The organism is Cerasibacillus sp. JNUCC 74, from assembly GCF_053667775.1.
In genome coordinates, this window is sequence record NZ_CM132207.1 from 3,489,484 (window position 1) to 3,506,324 (window position 16,841).

The 16,841-nt window shown below is 35.0% G+C and carries 14 protein-coding genes; 3 read left to right on the forward strand and 11 right to left on the reverse strand.

The features are described from left to right. Window positions 1-17 precede the first annotated feature (17 nt). From JNUCC74_RS15500 to JNUCC74_RS15545, 10 genes are all read right to left on the reverse strand, one after another. Complete coding sequence (locus tag JNUCC74_RS15500; RefSeq protein ID WP_454066042.1) at window positions 18-1,241, reverse strand: restriction endonuclease subunit S; 1,224 nt, start codon at window positions 1,239-1,241, stop codon at window positions 18-20. Window position 1,242: 1 nt separating this feature from the next. Continuing rightward, on the reverse strand, window positions 1,243-2,706 hold the full coding sequence (locus JNUCC74_RS15505; protein ID WP_454066043.1) for a type I restriction-modification system subunit M: 1,464 nt from the start codon (window positions 2,704-2,706) through the stop codon (window positions 1,243-1,245). Window positions 2,707-3,770: 1,064 nt separating this feature from the next. Continuing rightward, window positions 3,771-4,001 (reverse strand): hypothetical protein, encoded by a 231-nt coding sequence (locus JNUCC74_RS15510; protein ID WP_454066044.1) that lies wholly within the window; start codon window positions 3,999-4,001, stop codon window positions 3,771-3,773. Beyond that, window positions 3,998-4,504: a TNT domain-containing protein gene (locus JNUCC74_RS15515; RefSeq protein ID WP_454066045.1), complete on the reverse strand. Its 507-nt coding sequence runs from the start codon at window positions 4,502-4,504 to the stop codon at window positions 3,998-4,000. Before JNUCC74_RS15515 ends, JNUCC74_RS15510 begins: the two co-directional genes overlap by 4 nt. Window positions 4,505-5,156: 652 nt before the next feature. Further along, window positions 5,157-6,161: a hypothetical protein gene (locus tag JNUCC74_RS15520; RefSeq protein WP_454066046.1), complete on the reverse strand. Its 1,005-nt coding sequence runs from the start codon at window positions 6,159-6,161 to the stop codon at window positions 5,157-5,159. 640 nt (window positions 6,162-6,801) lie between these two features. Further along, window positions 6,802-8,226 carry a hypothetical protein gene (locus JNUCC74_RS15525; RefSeq protein WP_454066047.1) on the reverse strand — a complete coding sequence of 475 codons (1,425 nt, stop codon included), beginning with the start codon at window positions 8,224-8,226 and terminating at the stop codon, window positions 6,802-6,804. Window positions 8,227-8,419: 193 nt separating this feature from the next. Beyond that, on the reverse strand, window positions 8,420-9,448 hold the full coding sequence (locus JNUCC74_RS15530; RefSeq protein WP_454066048.1) for a hypothetical protein: 1,029 nt from the start codon (window positions 9,446-9,448) through the stop codon (window positions 8,420-8,422). A 54-nt stretch (window positions 9,449-9,502) separates the two neighbouring features. Further along, on the reverse strand, window positions 9,503-11,425 hold the full coding sequence (locus JNUCC74_RS15535) for a DEAD/DEAH box helicase (RefSeq protein WP_454066049.1): 1,923 nt from the start codon (window positions 11,423-11,425) through the stop codon (window positions 9,503-9,505). 355 nt (window positions 11,426-11,780) lie between these two features. After that, window positions 11,781-12,545, reverse strand: a complete 765-nt coding sequence (locus JNUCC74_RS15540; RefSeq protein WP_454067924.1) for a hypothetical protein — start codon at window positions 12,543-12,545, stop codon at window positions 11,781-11,783. After that, window positions 12,448-13,344 carry a DUF927 domain-containing protein gene (locus JNUCC74_RS15545; RefSeq protein WP_454066050.1) on the reverse strand — a complete coding sequence of 299 codons (897 nt, stop codon included), beginning with the start codon at window positions 13,342-13,344 and terminating at the stop codon, window positions 12,448-12,450. The genes JNUCC74_RS15540 and JNUCC74_RS15545 overlap by 98 nt, the downstream gene beginning before the upstream one ends. A gap of 120 nt (window positions 13,345-13,464) precedes the next feature. Here JNUCC74_RS15545 and JNUCC74_RS15550 point away from each other — a divergent pair, with 120 nt between their 5' ends. The 3 genes from JNUCC74_RS15550 (at window position 13,465) to JNUCC74_RS15560 (ending at window position 15,066) form a co-directional block, all read left to right on the forward strand. Then, window positions 13,465-13,839 carry a helix-turn-helix domain-containing protein gene (locus tag JNUCC74_RS15550; protein WP_454066051.1) on the forward strand — a complete coding sequence of 125 codons (375 nt, stop codon included), beginning with the start codon at window positions 13,465-13,467 and terminating at the stop codon, window positions 13,837-13,839. A 69-nt stretch (window positions 13,840-13,908) separates the two neighbouring features. Next, window positions 13,909-14,274, forward strand: coding sequence for an Arm DNA-binding domain-containing protein (locus JNUCC74_RS15555; protein ID WP_454066052.1), 366 nt, complete (start codon window positions 13,909-13,911; stop codon window positions 14,272-14,274). A gap of 66 nt (window positions 14,275-14,340) precedes the next feature. Then, window positions 14,341-15,066, forward strand: a complete 726-nt coding sequence (locus JNUCC74_RS15560; RefSeq protein ID WP_454066053.1) for a site-specific integrase — start codon at window positions 14,341-14,343, stop codon at window positions 15,064-15,066. A 93-nt stretch (window positions 15,067-15,159) separates the two neighbouring features. Here JNUCC74_RS15560 and groL read toward each other — a convergent pair whose 3' ends face one another. After that, window positions 15,160-16,794 carry a chaperonin GroEL gene (gene groL / locus JNUCC74_RS15565; RefSeq protein ID WP_077318345.1) on the reverse strand — a complete coding sequence of 545 codons (1,635 nt, stop codon included), beginning with the start codon at window positions 16,792-16,794 and terminating at the stop codon, window positions 15,160-15,162. Window positions 16,795-16,841: the final 47 nt, after the last annotated feature.

Here is a 16,841-nt window from a genome sequence, read left to right on the forward strand (position 1 = left end):
ATCCCCCCCTCTTTTATCTAGAGATTTGAAACTTTTTCATCGGTGAATAATTCGCCTTTGAATGCGCGTTGCATGAGTGAATGATAATTTATTTCTAAAGTTTGTAAACTAGCTTTTAGTTTTTCTTTTTGCATGTCAATTTTTGAAACAATTTCTTTAAAGCATTCTTGAGATTTCAATGATGGTTTAACTACCTTATACTTATCGAAAAATTGTTTTGGTACACGTTTTTGTCCTGCACTTCCAGTCATATTTTTTTCAGCTTGTATACGAAAGGAGGGCAGCGCTGTTAAATAATACAACCATTCACTTGTAATTCCCTTTTTGGGTCTAAACACATGAAATTCAGTTGAACCGAAACCTATTCCATTAGTCAAATTTTTAGCAATTGCACCCTTCCCATTTTCCATACATGGTGTAATTTTCGCAAAAAGTACATCTCCATCTTTAAAATAGGTAAAACCTTTATATACATCCTTTAATTGCCGATTTTCAATTAATTTTATTTCACCTTTTTCAGAGACATTTGCCATAGGAATAAAGGATACTAATGTGTCATCATCATATTGTGATACTTCTTTTTTAGGCGGGTTTATATCGCATAAATCACTCAAAATAACTTTTTCTCCAACTTTAGTACTAAACATCTCAACAAAAATGCCTTGTTTTAAATCTTCTAATGCTTCTATTTGTTTTTTTCGATAATTTATTATTTCTTGTGACTTTTTTAATACTTGTACAATTTTCTTTTGAACTTCTATCTTTGGAACAGGAACCTCAATGTTAAGTATATCTTTCTTTCCAATGTTAATCTGCAAACCTCCACCAGCGAACTTTTTGTAGTAATTTCTAAGTGAAGGAACACTTAAAGCATATTTTAAATATTCTTTATCTACAAAATTTCTTTCTTCAATTATTATTTTACCTACACGTTGATTTAATAAGACATTGTATCCTTTTGTTTCTACAATAGTAGGAACCCCCAATATTTTGGAATCATTAGCCATGTCCGTCATAGCAACAATCAGATCTCCGTCTTTGAGTAAATAATCACTGTATTTGTCACTATAACTATCTGGTACACATTTTTTTTTATACTCTATATCAAAACTTCCATCAGGCCGAATATTACTCATTCTACAAATCAACGTATTGGAAGAAGAAATATAATCTTTAGATTTAAAAGCATACCCATTCTGTAAATCACAGAACTCATGTAACTTACGAGAAAAATTTTCCATTTTATCTATTCTCCAATAACAATTTTATTTCTTGAATACCATTTATTATTTCCTTTTCCAAACCATCAATCTTATCAATAATGACACTAGGTGATTCAAACTCCTCTTCAATATATTCAATCTCATTATACTTATTATATGAGAGATCATAATCGTTTTCCCGTAATTCATCAACTGGCACAAAGAATGATTGCTCCATCCGTTTCCGTTCTTTCTCATCCTCCAGTTTATTAAACCGTTCCACAATATCCGGTATATCATTTTCTTCAATTGGACTTCGTTTATCATCCAAAGAAAATCCATCTGCTTTCATAGCACAAAACCAAACATTATCCGTTCCACCAGCGCCTGTTTTCGTAAAGATTAGAACCGCTGTTGATACCCCGGCATATGGTTTAAATACACCACTTGGCATAGAAATAACTGCTTCCAATTTATGATTTTCAATGATCTCTTTACGAATCGTCTTATGTGCCTTTGAGCTTCCGAACAGGACACCATCTGGCACAATAACCGCAGCTCGTCCCCCCGGTTTTAAGATACGAATAAATAAGGATAAGAATAAAAGCTCTGTTTTCTTGGTCTTCGCTATTTTCAACAAATCATTTGATACCGATTCATAATCCAATGAACCTTTAAAAGGTGGATTCGCTAAAACCAGCGTATATTGTTCTTTATCCTTATTAATCTCTGCAAGAGAATCACGATAATCAATATTTGGATTGTCTACTCCATGAAGCATCATATTCATAGCCCCAATTCGAAGCATCGTTCTGTCCATGTCATTTCCATAGAACATCGTGTTATGATAATGCTCTTTTAAACCTTGAACAAGAAACATATCGCTATGATGGTCATGTAAATATTCACTTGCAGCAACTAGGAATCCAGCTGAACCCATCGCAGGGTCAATAATTATATCTTCAGGAGTCGGTTTCATTAACTCCACGATCATTCTAATAATATGTCTTGGGGTACGGAATTGACCGTTAGTCCCAGAAGTTGCGATTTTAGATAAGAGATACTCATATAAATCTCCTTGTGCATCGCGATCTTCTGTTGGAAGGTTGTCAATTCCATCAACAATTTTCGCTAGCATATTAGGTGTTGGAATTAAGAACGTCGCATCTCCCATATACTTTGAATAAGCTGATTCTTCTTTACCATGTAAGTTCTTTATAAATGGGAACACTTCATTGGATACTACCTCATACATCTCTTCTGCAGAACCAAGCTGTTTAAATTGATTCCAACGTAAATGCTGTTTATCTTTAGGAAAAATCCTTTCAAACTCAGTCCCAAGAAACTCCGCTTCCTGTTCCTTTGTCGTTTCCGTATCATCTAAACCTTTTATAAAAAGTAAATATGTAAATTGTTCAATAACAGTTAATGGGTTGGTAATCCCACCTGTCCAGAACGTTTCCCATATTTTATCTACTCTATTTCTAATTTCACCTGTAATCATGTAATACCCTCCTATTGCACTATTACTTTAATTATACATTTTTTAGCAACTTTTATAAACGGATTAAGCTAGGTAATCAGTTCTTTATCTTATTAGTAGTGTTTATGGTCAAAAGAAAGTCTATTAAAAAGACAAATAGTTCTTTTTGCCTATAAGAGTAACTTTTTAAAAGTAAGATAACTAATGCTTGATGCCTTTATATTACAACCCTAGAAAGGAGGACTCCTAAGTGAGGACAATAATAACTAACACTGATTGGTAAACACAGTGCCTAACTCACTGTAGAGATGATCGAATCTTTAAATCCACTTACAGGAACAAAAAATGAACAAGATAATTAAAAAGCTTGGCATTACCGAATATGAAACAAAATTAATCATTAAGGCAAAGGAAAATCAAAGAACCATACAAGTGGATAATGTCGCTTGATATGAGTATGGAACCAGAAAGTCAAATACGCTTCTCCAAGTAAAGTCTTTCTATTTTATTATGTGCAATTCCCGTTTACATTAAAATAGTTTATACTCCCAAATGGAACGGCAACACGGCTATCCCTTTGTTATTAAGACGTTCAAAATAGGATGAAAAGGTTGCTTAACCTTGCCGATATGAATCCAGAATTAACACCACATTTTCTAAGGCACACCCAAACATCACTTTTAGCCGAAGTAGGTGTAGCCATAGACAAATCATGGATAGACTTGGTCATTCTGATGACCAAATAACAAAAGATGTGTATCTCTATGTAACACAAGAAATGAAAAAAGAAGCTTCCCAAAAGTTTGCTCAACTTATGAGAAGCCTCCTTTAATTATCCTCAATGTTAAAATGTTAATGTCACACTCTCATTTTACTTTAAAACCTACTCAATCAAGGTTTGAGGGGCATGAATTACATCATGCCGTCCATTTATCACAACAGTGTAACATCTTTAATAACTAGTTATAAAAATGCGATATATGAAGGTTTAAGAATTTTTATACTGTAACATGTTGTATAATATTTAACCACTTTTTACGTCTTGGCTTTACCAAAATGTTACCAATCAAAGTTTAGTTAACACTTTATTCACCCAGAATTTCCAACAACATTTTATAGAAATAATTACATGCTTCATCTTCTGAGTCAAATTTTTTTAACTGAGATTTGACACCACGTTCACTATAATAAACTTCCCAAGATTGATCTTTTTTGTTAAGACAGAAAGCTTCATTTGGTAATTCGCCATTTAAGTTGTATAAATCTTTAGGAATATCAGCATCAATTAAAGCTTGTCGCAGTTCATCTTTTTTCATTCTATTTTTCCTACCCTTCCAATTTTCCCTTGATCAATTAATTCTTTTACTGATTGGTTAAGTTCATACTGAACACCAAGTCCTGGCTCATTAAACCAAGGTGCAATTTTCCCTGCTTGAACTTCTAACGGTTTTTTTATTACATATACAGTGTACGGTTTTGAATAGGTTTCAGGGGCTAAAGCTCGCATTTGACAAGGGACACCATAAGGTGAAACGAACGTCCCTCCCTCGTAACCAAATCTATCAATCATTGTACCAGGTTTTATTATCACGGTTTTTGGTTCTCCTAATACACCACGATTCGGTGGCCATATAATCTCGCCTTCTGATGTATAATATTTAGGATTAGATTTGACAAAATTATAATCTTTCTTATTAATAGTTGGTTTTGGATAGTTACTTTTTATACGTCTTTCTCTATCCCAAACTTTCCATTCTTCTTTTGTTAACAATCTTTCACCAAGGTTCGGTCTATATCCTTTAGTTTCAAAAACTTTCACCGCTTTTCACCAATGATTACAACAACATCGGCGAAGCATTAGACGCCATTTTAGAGGAACACAAGGAACTGAAAAAGAATCATTGGAATCTGCAATATATCTCCCATACAGTTGCCGAGATTGTAAATGAACGAATTTCATATGAATTAAAGAGGGTGCGATTATGAACAAACAACACAGACAGGAACACACAAATATTAATTGAATTATTGCAAGGCTATATGCAGCTACAAAATGTACGACACATTCCGACAACGGATATGTATAAGCCTGAGTTTCTACCCCATACCGAAGAAGTTGTCTGTAGCAGAATAACTAAAATGAAACAAAGAAAGGATTCGAAAGCAAAATGAATTACAAGTATAAAGAATTTGATATGTTTACCGTAGAATAAATTAAAAGCATGGTGAATATGACATAGACAAAGCTCTCGAATTATTTGCTGATGGTTATGTAGTCGTTTATCGAATTGAACATGAGATCAGACAAGTTTATGAGCTATTTGATAAAAGAAATGACGAACTTCGCCAATCACTTGATCTGTGTAGGCAGTGCTTAAAGTTAGTCGAAACAGCAATTCAAAATCGAAAATAAAAATAAAACCACGTTCCTAGAAAAAAGGAGCGTGGTAGTTATTCTTTAATTCAATAAACTACAATTTCGGCTTAAATTGGTCTGGATTCATCGAGATTTGAGCACTAATAATTTGATGAACCTTTTGAATATAATTAAACGAATGCTCCCAATCTATGAAATCAGCTTCTAGTGGATCGTCATAGTCGTCAATTTTCAAATCCACATAATCTATCCATTCCAATGATATAGCGGCATTTTCCCTTATTGAACTCTCTTCCTCCATTAATGAATTTATATAATAATTAAGCTTATCTAGGATTGTTTCTTCGTTTCCTGCTTTTGTAACGTTAGAACCCAAAGCTTCTGTTACTTTCATTAATGCATAATTATAGTTCGGAAGTGTCCCTTCAAGCCAATATTTAAGATCGGAGATTAACTTTTCGGATTGACTTACGCCGATCTCAAATCTATATAAAATATCATATCTCGATACCTTGAGCTCTAAAAAGCTTATATATCTTGCTAATTCATTTATACGTTTGGTTTCATCATTGAAGGTACTTTGACTTTTATTTAAGCTGATATGCAAGTCCTGCGCTTCCCTAATAGCCACGTTGAGGTTGCTGCTAAGTTCTCTAACCGCTTCTATTTTTGTTGTTGTTTCGTCTTTTAGTTTCTTCATCTCGCGGACCTGCTTCTCAACTTCTTCAACCTTAGAAGAAAAAGCATTTCTGGAAACCCATACAAATATCCCTCCGAATAATGTAAGTACAGCAACAATAACACCAAGTAATGTTAATAGTGCACTAATATTACCTTCAAGAATTGCTATTCTCGATTTTTGAGTATCTATAAGCTGCTGTGTAATCTCTTCTAATCTAGGGTTCTCTTCTTGATTCTGAATCATTTCTTGTATTTCGTTTTTTGAGACAATTTCTTTATGGGGATTTTCCAATTCTATTTGTAATTGCTCGTTAGTAATATGGTTGGAATTCGTTGTTGCATAGACATTTATCCCCCCAGAAATGATACCAAATATAATAAAAATCCCCATTATATTAGTCTTCAATTTTTTCTTCATGTAATCTCCTAGCTACAATTTATCTTTTATTGTTTGGGGTGTAGCAAGATTCCTTTATCTGTCCTTTACCGACAATTACTACATCCATTGTTGCTCACCTATCCCATTTGATTCCTTCATGCATATGGCCCGTTAGTTGAAGGCCTATAACAAAAACACCAACATCATTGTATCAATCTTTTTATTATTGGTTGACCATATTTCACAAATTCATTGTCCGTCTTTATTAGACATTATCCAATTCTGTATTCCAAATAACAGGATGATAACTTATCCTTGCGTTAAAAAATATACTCATGATTCATTTAGATACAGATAGAAGAGCATAAGGAAAATTTGTCCCCACTCGCCGTGTGGAATCAGGCAGAGCCTAATATTTGCAAGGGGTTATATTTTTTAAAGTTGTCACATACCTGTGACAGATAAATGATTCACTGTCACAGGCGTGTGACAAACTCTTTCATTTTGATATCACCGAAACATCAGGCTCTGCCTGATCTATCACCTGAAGTGATAGCAGTTTCTCCTTATGCTCTTTTAATAGCACCAAAGTAAATTCACATGGTACTAGTTTAGAAAACACTAATTCAAGATAAATCCAGGTGAAACTTTAATCATTTACATCTATAGATGCAAATTTTTATAAATACTGCATAAGTTTTTTAAAGTCCTTAGTTATAAATAGATTCGACTTAGAATGATCAATACTTTCAAAAATTATTTCTATTGCTTCTCTCGTTCTTCCATATTGTAAATCCAGATTAATTATCTGTAGCATATCTTTAAGATGCATAATACAATTTTCAATTGATAGCATGTGCCTTATTTCTGGTTCACTTAAATATTTTATAAGCTTACTAACCTGTCGAGAGTTAAGTAGTTTTATTATTTCATCGTATATAGGTTTAGCTCCGGGTGAAACGCCTTGATGATACCACTTACCATTTCCTACTCTACAAATAAGTATGACCTTGATTAATTTATCCTCAAAACTAGGTAGTATATCCGTCTCTTCAACAATATATTTTTTTATTTGCTTTGCTACAGGCACCTCATGGTAAAAATTATCCCAAGCATTGTGGGTATCTAACAATCTATTCAATAACTCGTTTAGTTCCCTACTTTTAGTTCCTTCTGACTTATAATGAGTTCCATTACATTTATCTAAAAAACTGTTTCCAAGTGCAAGTGATTCTTCATCCAGGTTAACTGAAAATTGATCCAGTTTGAATCCAATCTCATACTTTTTGTTTTCTGGACTTGTCCCCCATACGACTGGAGCTAATTTAAGTATATTGGCCCGGACATTTGGCAAGGTATTCTTTTTAGTGAAAATACTAAACAGTGTTACCAATAAATTTCCTGATATTCTTGAATGTTGTCTTTGAAGACTTTCTCGAATTTGTTCTAATCGGGCATCATCTAAAATTAAATTGTCATTTTTCAAATTAACAATTAGCTGTTGCACAAATAAAGCAGCCTCAGAGGGTCTATCATCGATTACATCCTTGACGCAAGTTTCTAACCATCCTAATAATTCCAGAGTCCTTATAGTTTCGCCAGTAGGATGCGAAGCACCAATATTATTTCTCATGTATAAAATATGCTTAAGTTTTTCATAAAGGATATCTGATATGAGTTCAAGCTTTCTACAGGTATCTATAAGTGTATTGTCCTTAATTGAACTGAGATCTTCAAAAGTATCATATGCTTCTCTTAATTCTCCACCTACTGCCGCATCAAAAAATAGATCTAAACCATAAACATTAACCTTTGTCCTTAACGAAACAACAACTTCATTCCATAAATAATTCAGTGCTGCATCATATAAACCAATTGCTGAACTTGCTACAAATTTAGATAAATATACTGCATCTCTCTTAGTTTGAGGAGAGAGTTCTTGAATAGTTTGCGGTAATATCATTCTCATCGTAGTTCTTTCTCTTTCTGATGCGATAATCCCTTCGTAAGGTAAACCTAAATCCTGTAAATAAAACTCAAAATTATTGAAAGGAGCTATTTCATTGTTTGTCGTAGCCTGTAATTCACCTTTATTCTCTGACATTTAGATCCCCCTTAATTTGCAGTCACAGAGCAGAAACATAGCATCAACGTCTCGAGTGTTAAATAAACATCTGTTGCATAAAACTTTTTTTCCGCTCTTTCATTACTTTAATTTTCTCTATTTCAATTTCAATTTTCTTATCAAAAACGGAAAGAAATTGGGCGTTTATAATTCTTATCCAAGCCATTATCTCCTAACTACAGATCAACTTTACAGGCACCGAGAAAGTATCAAGACAATATGAATGAGACGTTGACAAAATCTTGTGCATATCATCAGTAATTTGAGAGCTTGCAACTCCTGGTTGTACCATTATTATTTCAAGCTCCATAGGTTGGGTTAGCAATTTATTCTTTATTGTTTTTAACAAATCTCTATCACCCATCTCAAATCTAGTCGGTCTATCATTAACTTTCCTAAGATTCTCCCTATAGAACATTCGATCTATCATACCAATTGGATTTTGCTTCCAAAAGACCGATTTATCTGCCTGTCCGCACACCTCATACAAATCTCCTATTCTTCTGCCAGATTTTTCACCTTGTGAATATTTGCAATGAAATAATTTTACAAGAACAGATTTTTCTTTTTCGCTTATTGTGATAATGTCTGCTATCTCTCCAGCCCCATCATCATCAAATATAACACTACAGTCTCCATTTTCCCTCAACCATTTAATTACATTATATTGGATGGAGTTTCTTTTTTTGTTGTATGTTTCTTTATCTAGTTGCGATTCAACTTTTATGTCAACTCCCATTTCATTCCAGTCCCAAGGATAAATTGAGGCAGTTGGGAATTCTGTTATCTCCTTCTCATTTAGTTCGACTAGTATATTTCCTTGTATAGAAGAACCATCTACAAACCAAATAGTTGGTGGATTTTCTGTAAGGTAAGCCGCTAAATTTTCTTTTAGACGATTTCCAATTCTTATTTCATTTATTACTTCCCCCGCGGACTTAACAGAGCATTTATTATCCTTAATTTCGAAAATAAATCTTTCTATAAAATACTCGTTCTTTACATAAAAACAGATTTTATCGGGTGAACTCACATCATGATCTAACAAGATATCTACACTTGAAATATTGTATTCACCTGATATATTAGATAGGGTTATTTTTCGTTCAGTTTCAAATTCCAAATCATTAGGCCAATCAATTCTATATGGCTGTTTTTTAGGGATATCTGCTATTACTTTAGGAACCAGTACACCGGACAAAATATCTTTTACATCAATAGAGGGATCTGTTAGCTTTTCTAATATACTTTCACACTAATTTTTCCAGTAATCAATACTCTCAACCCACCGAGACCAAATTGTACCTTTATATGAGCAACCTATACTTACCTTTCCATCTCCATTGTAACCGTTGCCAAAAACATTTGATTTATAACTATTTAACTTATTTGACTCGGAAATACCTTCTGCTACATCTATACCACCAAACATTTTATATCTAATTGGACCGTCTATAGCACTGTTTAAACCCACTGTGCCTAACATAAGCCTTTTAATACCATACAAACATTTAAAAACCTGTTCAGAGTTTATTATCGTCGGTTCTGTAGAAAAAATCTTTTGTACCAACTTAAAGCCCTTCGGCAGGTCTGAAGCATTTAAAAAGACTGTCTGCTTTTCAGCATTCCAATAGACGATATAAAAATTCCATTCTAGGTTGTTTAAGTTTTGCTGAGTAGTCCATCTAACTCCTACTTCTCTTGGCTCAATTATTATAAGTAATTTATCTTCTTCATTAATGAAGCATTTACATTGGTCAGAATTAAATTCTTCCTTCCAATTTCGCCAATCCCATCTTTTATCAGTGGTTCGGAAAGCAACCATACTCACTTTTGGCTTTAAATGAATTAAATTCAAGTCCTCTATATCTTCCGTATTAAAACCATTTATCAGCTGTTGTAAGGATATTTCTTTATCAATATAATCACTGGACTTTCGTGGTAGTAACTTATTCCAATCAGTATCTTTATCATATAAATCCTGTAAGGCATCAGCTATATTATCATCAGCTATATTCGTTACTAGTTTTGCATTTCCTAAATCTTCTTTACTCCTAGCAAACCTTCCAATGAACTGTAGCGTAATAGGCATTGATTTATATTTATCATGGATGGCAGCTATCTTTAAATTCGGAATGTCAATCCCCTCACCAAACATATCTACGCACACTACAATTTGAGAGGTATTATCTTTCAAAGCCTGGATTCTATCTTTTTTTTCTTTCGAAGACTGTTTGTTAGTAATCAAGACGGGATTAAACTGGTTATATGTCTTGCTATATATTTCATTGTATAATGCTTCAGCCCTTTCAACTTTATTCGCTCTTACAAGTAAGATATGTTGATATCCCAGTTCAATGTCATTCTCTAGTACCTGTACAGCCTTTTCTGCAATTGATAAATCAGTTTTTCTTTCGTCAAATTCTTCAACAGGTAAAAATTCTATTTTTTTAAAATATCCTTGTTCTTGAGCTAACCGAAGTGGGAAGTTATACACAATATTTCCGTCTATCTTTTTACCGTCTTCCCTAAAAGGTGTGGCTGTAAATTGTAATACTCGATTATTTACAAAGTGTTCCTTAAATCTCGACCAAGTTTTTGAACTTATATGATGTGCTTCATCTACAAAAAGGACGTCTATGTTTTCCGATAGAAATGAAATATAGTTCTCGGGCATTCTCGCGGCTAATGCCATTGTTGTAATAATAATATTTGAGTTAGTTACTAGTTCTTCAAACGTTTCCCTTTCCTTGATCCCTTTACTATATAGCAAAACATTTGGAGGCAATATATCAGGACTAAGCATCTCAATATCATATAAGATTCCAAACGACTTAGCTTTCTCGTAAATTTGACTCCTTAACAAATCTGATGGAACTACAATTAAAGATCTAGTTATTTTTTCGGTTACAATTGTTGCTAACATTGTCTCACTTTTTCCTGTTCCAGTTGGCATAACAACAGTTGCTGGCTTTTTACTAACTGTCCAGTGAGAGCGAATAGCACATAATGCACCAAATTGAGGAGCCCTTAAACCTTCACTACTAACATTCGTCGAAACAACTTCTTTAACTCCTATTTTCCAACTTTCAACAATTTCATCTGTATCTTGATACTTTTCTTCAAGCTGATGACCAGTAAACCTATTTTTTCCTATCTTCTTCTCTATTAAATTCAATAGCTATCCCTCCCCCATATAATCTTCCAGTGAAATATTTCCTATTACAATGATACCAGTGCTCTCAGCTTGTCACAAGATAGTGACAGATACTCGGAAATGTTACTAGATAAAAAGGGAGACATCTCCGCTATAAAACTTGTAATTTTGTAATTCCCCTTCACAAACCCCATCACATAAACCAAAAAGAGGATTACAAGTTGTAATTTCACTTGTAATCCTCTTTTTGGTTTGTAATTTTTCTAGTAACCTCTATGTTTGTAATTTGTTTTGTAATCCTCAAAATCTTATGATGACGGTATTTAAAGGTATTGAATTACAAGATTACAAAATTACACGCTAATATGTTGTAGATTTAAAAACTGTTGCTAGAAAAATCAAACCCCTGCTCTTTTAGTAATTCTTGATTTACTTGAATAGCACGGCGACCTCCTCTTTTATTTTGTACAACGGTTTTATAATCAACTTTATTTCCCTGATTCTTCTGCTGTATCGTTAACTGTTGCTTCAGCCACGCTTCCCTAATTTGCTTAGCATCCGCTCCCAACTTCCGATTAACATAATTTACAGTCAAAAATAAGCCCCCTTTATTTACGATGGCATGGGTACCATTGGTCGGTTCGTATTCATCAAAAATATGGTTTCTATTGGCGTCCAGCTCTTCCAGAATCTCAATTAACGCATTTTTTGGCCGATCTGCATGACTATTCTCTGCACAGATGGTTAAGAAGGGTTCCGGGAAGGCATCGACTGGCATGTCCATTCCTTCATTTTTAAAAATATCATTCAAGACTTCAGCAACAAATACGATGAATGAAAAAGGTCGTGCAATTCGTCTAAGGATTCTATTTGTTGATGCCGCCTCTTTGTATTGTCGTTCCAAAAATGCAAATTGATGTTTGAAAAGTACTTTTTTCATATTCCAACGTTTAATAAACTCTACACCGATTGTGCCGCAAATTCTTTCTACGTCATCGTCATAGGTTTCGAAGTATTTGCTGTCAATGTTATCCGTATTAAAGTTAGTTATTGGGATTACTCGTGCAGCAGCGCCTTGTGAACTTGTATACCTCCAGTATGTTGTTTTCTCCTGTTGTAATGAACACAGATTGCCAGCCACTGATTACACGACTACCCTCTATATTTCCACGTAGATTGCCTTTACCGTTGGCGAACTGGTAAATCATGTTTTGGAACTGTTGCGGTTTGTCCGATGTATTGGTGTCATCCAAAATTAACGGGAAGGCATTTAAAAAACCTGCAAGACGTTCTATCCCTACTCTGGTTGCGGACATGGTACCCATGTACTCTTTTGGCACTCCCCACACACTCGCACAAGCCTTCTGAACGGTTGTCTTTCCGTTTGTAGAGGAACCAGATATATCTACAACTATTGGCGATAGATTGAACTCCTTGAACAGTACAGAAGCAAATGATGAGGCTATTGCAAAGGATGCACCGGCATTTCGTTGAAATGGCGTTAAGATTGTTTCAACCCATTGTCGTACTGTTCCGCATACCTTAAAAGCATTCAACCGTTCTTGTTCGCCATCTCCCGGTGCAACCACACGGTATTTTGTTTCTAATAAAGGGTGAATTAAATGTCCTCCTAAATACCCGAGACGACTTACAACCATTGATTTCGCTACTTTATTTTTATCTAAAAACGCATCAAAGAATTCGATTAGGTACCGTGCATTATGATCATTACTGCTAAGCCCCTTTTTTGCCAATAATACGATTTCGCGCCTAGTTGCAATAGTTGTTGCAGGGACAACCTCGTGATAGATTTTTCCGTCATAGTACCATTTCAGTTCGTATTGAACATTATTTTTTTCTATATCGTCAAAATACTTTGTGATATAGGGAACTTGTCTGCTAATTAATTTCTTTTTTCGTACTACCTCTTCCAATTCCAATGAGCGAAAGTTTTGTAGTTTACAAAAACCTCTCTGTTTCCAATATATAAACTTTTATATTCACCTCTACATGTTGTAACATGGTAGCCACACACATCATTTTTAAAAGGATGAATCGAGATGAAATCATTAGGAGAAGTAGTACGTCAAAGAAGATTAAGTAAGAACTTAACTCTGGATCAACTGGCTATACTCATTGTTTCATCAAAGTCCTACCTGTCCAAGCTCGAAAATAACCATATCGAAAAGCCGAAACCAAGCACCTTACGGAAGATTGCTAAGCAGCTAGATATGGAGTATAACGAACTGGTCATGCACAGCAACTATGTAGACAAGGACACGATGAGTTGGAAACTACCCACTGCTACTTACTATGAGATAGATTCCATTTTAGAGGATAAGAAAAATATCATTATGGTGCAGGGGAAAATACTAGAGAAAGGAGAACGAGAGAAATTATTGAAGATGGTTCAATTGCTTTTTGATCTGGAGTAAGTTCTGCAGTTCTCTTCTTTGATATTCGTTTTCTGTGAACAGTAAACGTCATGAAGGAGAGAAAAGAGAATGGCTTATATTAACCAAGATAAGTCGTCATGGTACTTTGTCGTTTCTAATGGGAAAGATCCAATTACGAACAAACCACGACAAATTAAACGAAGAGGATTTAAAACACGAGAAGAAGCAGAGTTGACAGCATTGGAGGTTGAGCCGCAAATTAAACGAGGTGAGTACTTTCATGGGGAGAACATGAAGTTCCAGGCTTTATATGAGGAATGGATTGAATCTTATCCTTTTACTAGAAAGAAAAGCTCCACAAGAAATCGTAAAAGCTCTGCCAAACATTTATTAAGTGTTTGGGCACAGACAGACACCTATTCACAAAATTTCAAATCAAGTGTACAGGCAGTATATGAATTCTCTAGTATCTAAATACATGTACAACACGAGGGAAGGCATCCATATAGTCGCTAAAATGATATTCGATTATAGATTGAAATGGATTATATCAACAAAAATCCAACGGACAACTATAAACTGCCTAAGAATCTTGAATACGAAGAGAACGAAGAAAAGCTTGTTTTTCTAGAAAAGGAAGAACTGAAGGTTTTCTTGCAAATTGCAAAAGATGAAGGCTTACCGAACGACTACGAATTCTTCAGTCTTCTCGCATATTCCGGCATGCGAATAGGAGAAGTCATTTCACTTCAGTGGAAAGACCTAAACTTTCAGAATTCGTCTCTTTCGATTACGAAGACCTACTATAACCCAAATAACAATAAGCGTGAATTTGAATTGCAAACACCTAAAACAAGGAGCTCCATGAGAAAGATACTGATTGATTCGACCATCATGGAGTTATTAAAGGAACTAAAGGAAAAGCAAAACGAATTTATTAAGAAAAATAAACGCTTATACAAAGATCAGGGTTTCATTTTCACTTGTTCCGAAGGCTATCCGTGTACAATTAAGCAATTTTCTAACCGTCTACAGCGTCTGCTAGCAAAAATGCCTGACTTATGTAAGCACATCACACCACACTCATTCCGGCATACACACGCTTCGTTGTTAATTGAGGCAAATGTTAATATGAAAGTTATCTCCCATAGGCTCGGGCATTCTTCAGTAGCGACGACGGACGAAATTTACGGACATCTAACAAGAGGATTAGAAAAAGAGGCCTCTCAAAAATTCAGTGAATTAATGAGAGACCTCCATATTTAGAGTGATTTTATCGGCGCTTATGACCAATAAAATGACCACGGTTTGATGATAAGTGCCTCTAACCCTTGGTCTATCAAGGGTTTAGAGTTTTCCTTACATCATGCCGCCCATTCCACCCATGCCGCCCATGTCAGGCATTCCGCCGCCAGCAGCATTTTCTTCTGGTTTGTCAGCTACTACTGCTTCAGTTGTTAGGAACATAGCTGCTACAGATGCAGCGTTTTGCAATGCAGAACGAGTAACTTTTGTTGGGTCAACAATACCTGTCTCAACCATGTCTACCCATTCATTTGTAGCTGCATTATATCCAACACCTACTTTTTCACCTTTTAGGCGCTCAACGATAAGTGAACCTTCAAGACCAGCATTTTGTGCAATTTGGCGAACTGGTTCTTCCATAGCACGTAGTACAATATTTGCACCAGTAGCTTCATCACCTTCTAATTGAAGTTCACTTACTTTATGGTAGATATTCATAAATGCAGTACCACCACCGGCAACAATACCTTCTTCTACTGCTGCACGAGTAGCGTTTAATGCATCTTCAATACGTAGTTTACGTTCTTTTAATTCTGTTTCAGTTGCTGCACCAACTTTAATTACTGCTACTCCGCCAGCCAATTTAGCTAGACGCTCTTGTAGTTTTTCTTTATCAAAATCAGAAGTAGTTTCTTCAATTTGTGAGCGAATTTGTGCAACACGTCCAGAAATATCTTCAGGTTTTCCTGCACCTTCAACAATCGTTGTATCTTCTTTTGTAACGACTACTTTAGCAGCACGACCTAATTGATCCATTGTAGCACTCTTCAAGTCTAAACCAAGATCTTCTGTAATTACCTCTCCGCCAGTAAGTGTAGCAATGTCTTCAAGCATTGCTTTACGACGATCACCAAATCCAGGAGCTTTTACTGCTACTGCATTAAATGTTCCACGAAGTTTGTTCACAACTAATGTTGCTAATGCTTCACCTTCAACATCTTCAGCAATCAATAGAAGTGGTTTACCTTGCTGAACTACTTGTTCTAGTATTGGCAATACTTCTTGGATATTGCTGATCTTTTTATCTGTAATTAGAATATAAGGATCTTCTAGCACTGCTTCCATTTTATCTTGATCCGTTACCATGTATGGAGAAGCGTATCCGCGATCAAACTGCATCCCTTCTACTACTTCAAGCTCTGTATTGAATCCTTTTGACTCTTCAACGGTAATAACTCCATCTTTACCGACGCGTTCCATAGCTTCAGAAATTAGATTTCCAACTTCCGCATCATCTGAAGAAACAGCGGCTACTTGGGCAATGGATTCTTTGCTTTCAATTGACTTAGAAATTGCTTTTAGTTCTTTAACTGCTACTTCTACAGCTTTTTCAATACCACGACGAACGCCTACTGGATTTGCTCCAGAAGCAACGTTTTTAAGGCCTTCACTAATCATGGATTGGGCTAATACTGTTGCTGTTGTAGTACCGTCCCCAGCAACATCATTTGTTTTGGAAGCAACTTCTGAAACAAGCTGAGCTCCCATATTTTCAAAATGATCTTCTAGCTCAATTTCTTTAGCAATTGTAACACCATCATTTGTAATTAGTGGTGAACCAAATTTTTTCTCTAATACAACGTTACGTCCCTTTGGTCCTAATGTTACTTTTACAGCATCCGCTAATGTATCAACACCACGTAGCATTGCTCTGCGCGCTTCTTCACTAAATTTAATTTCTTTAGCCATCGATATATATCCTCCTTCAATTGTTTGTTTAAGTTAAGTATTTTTGT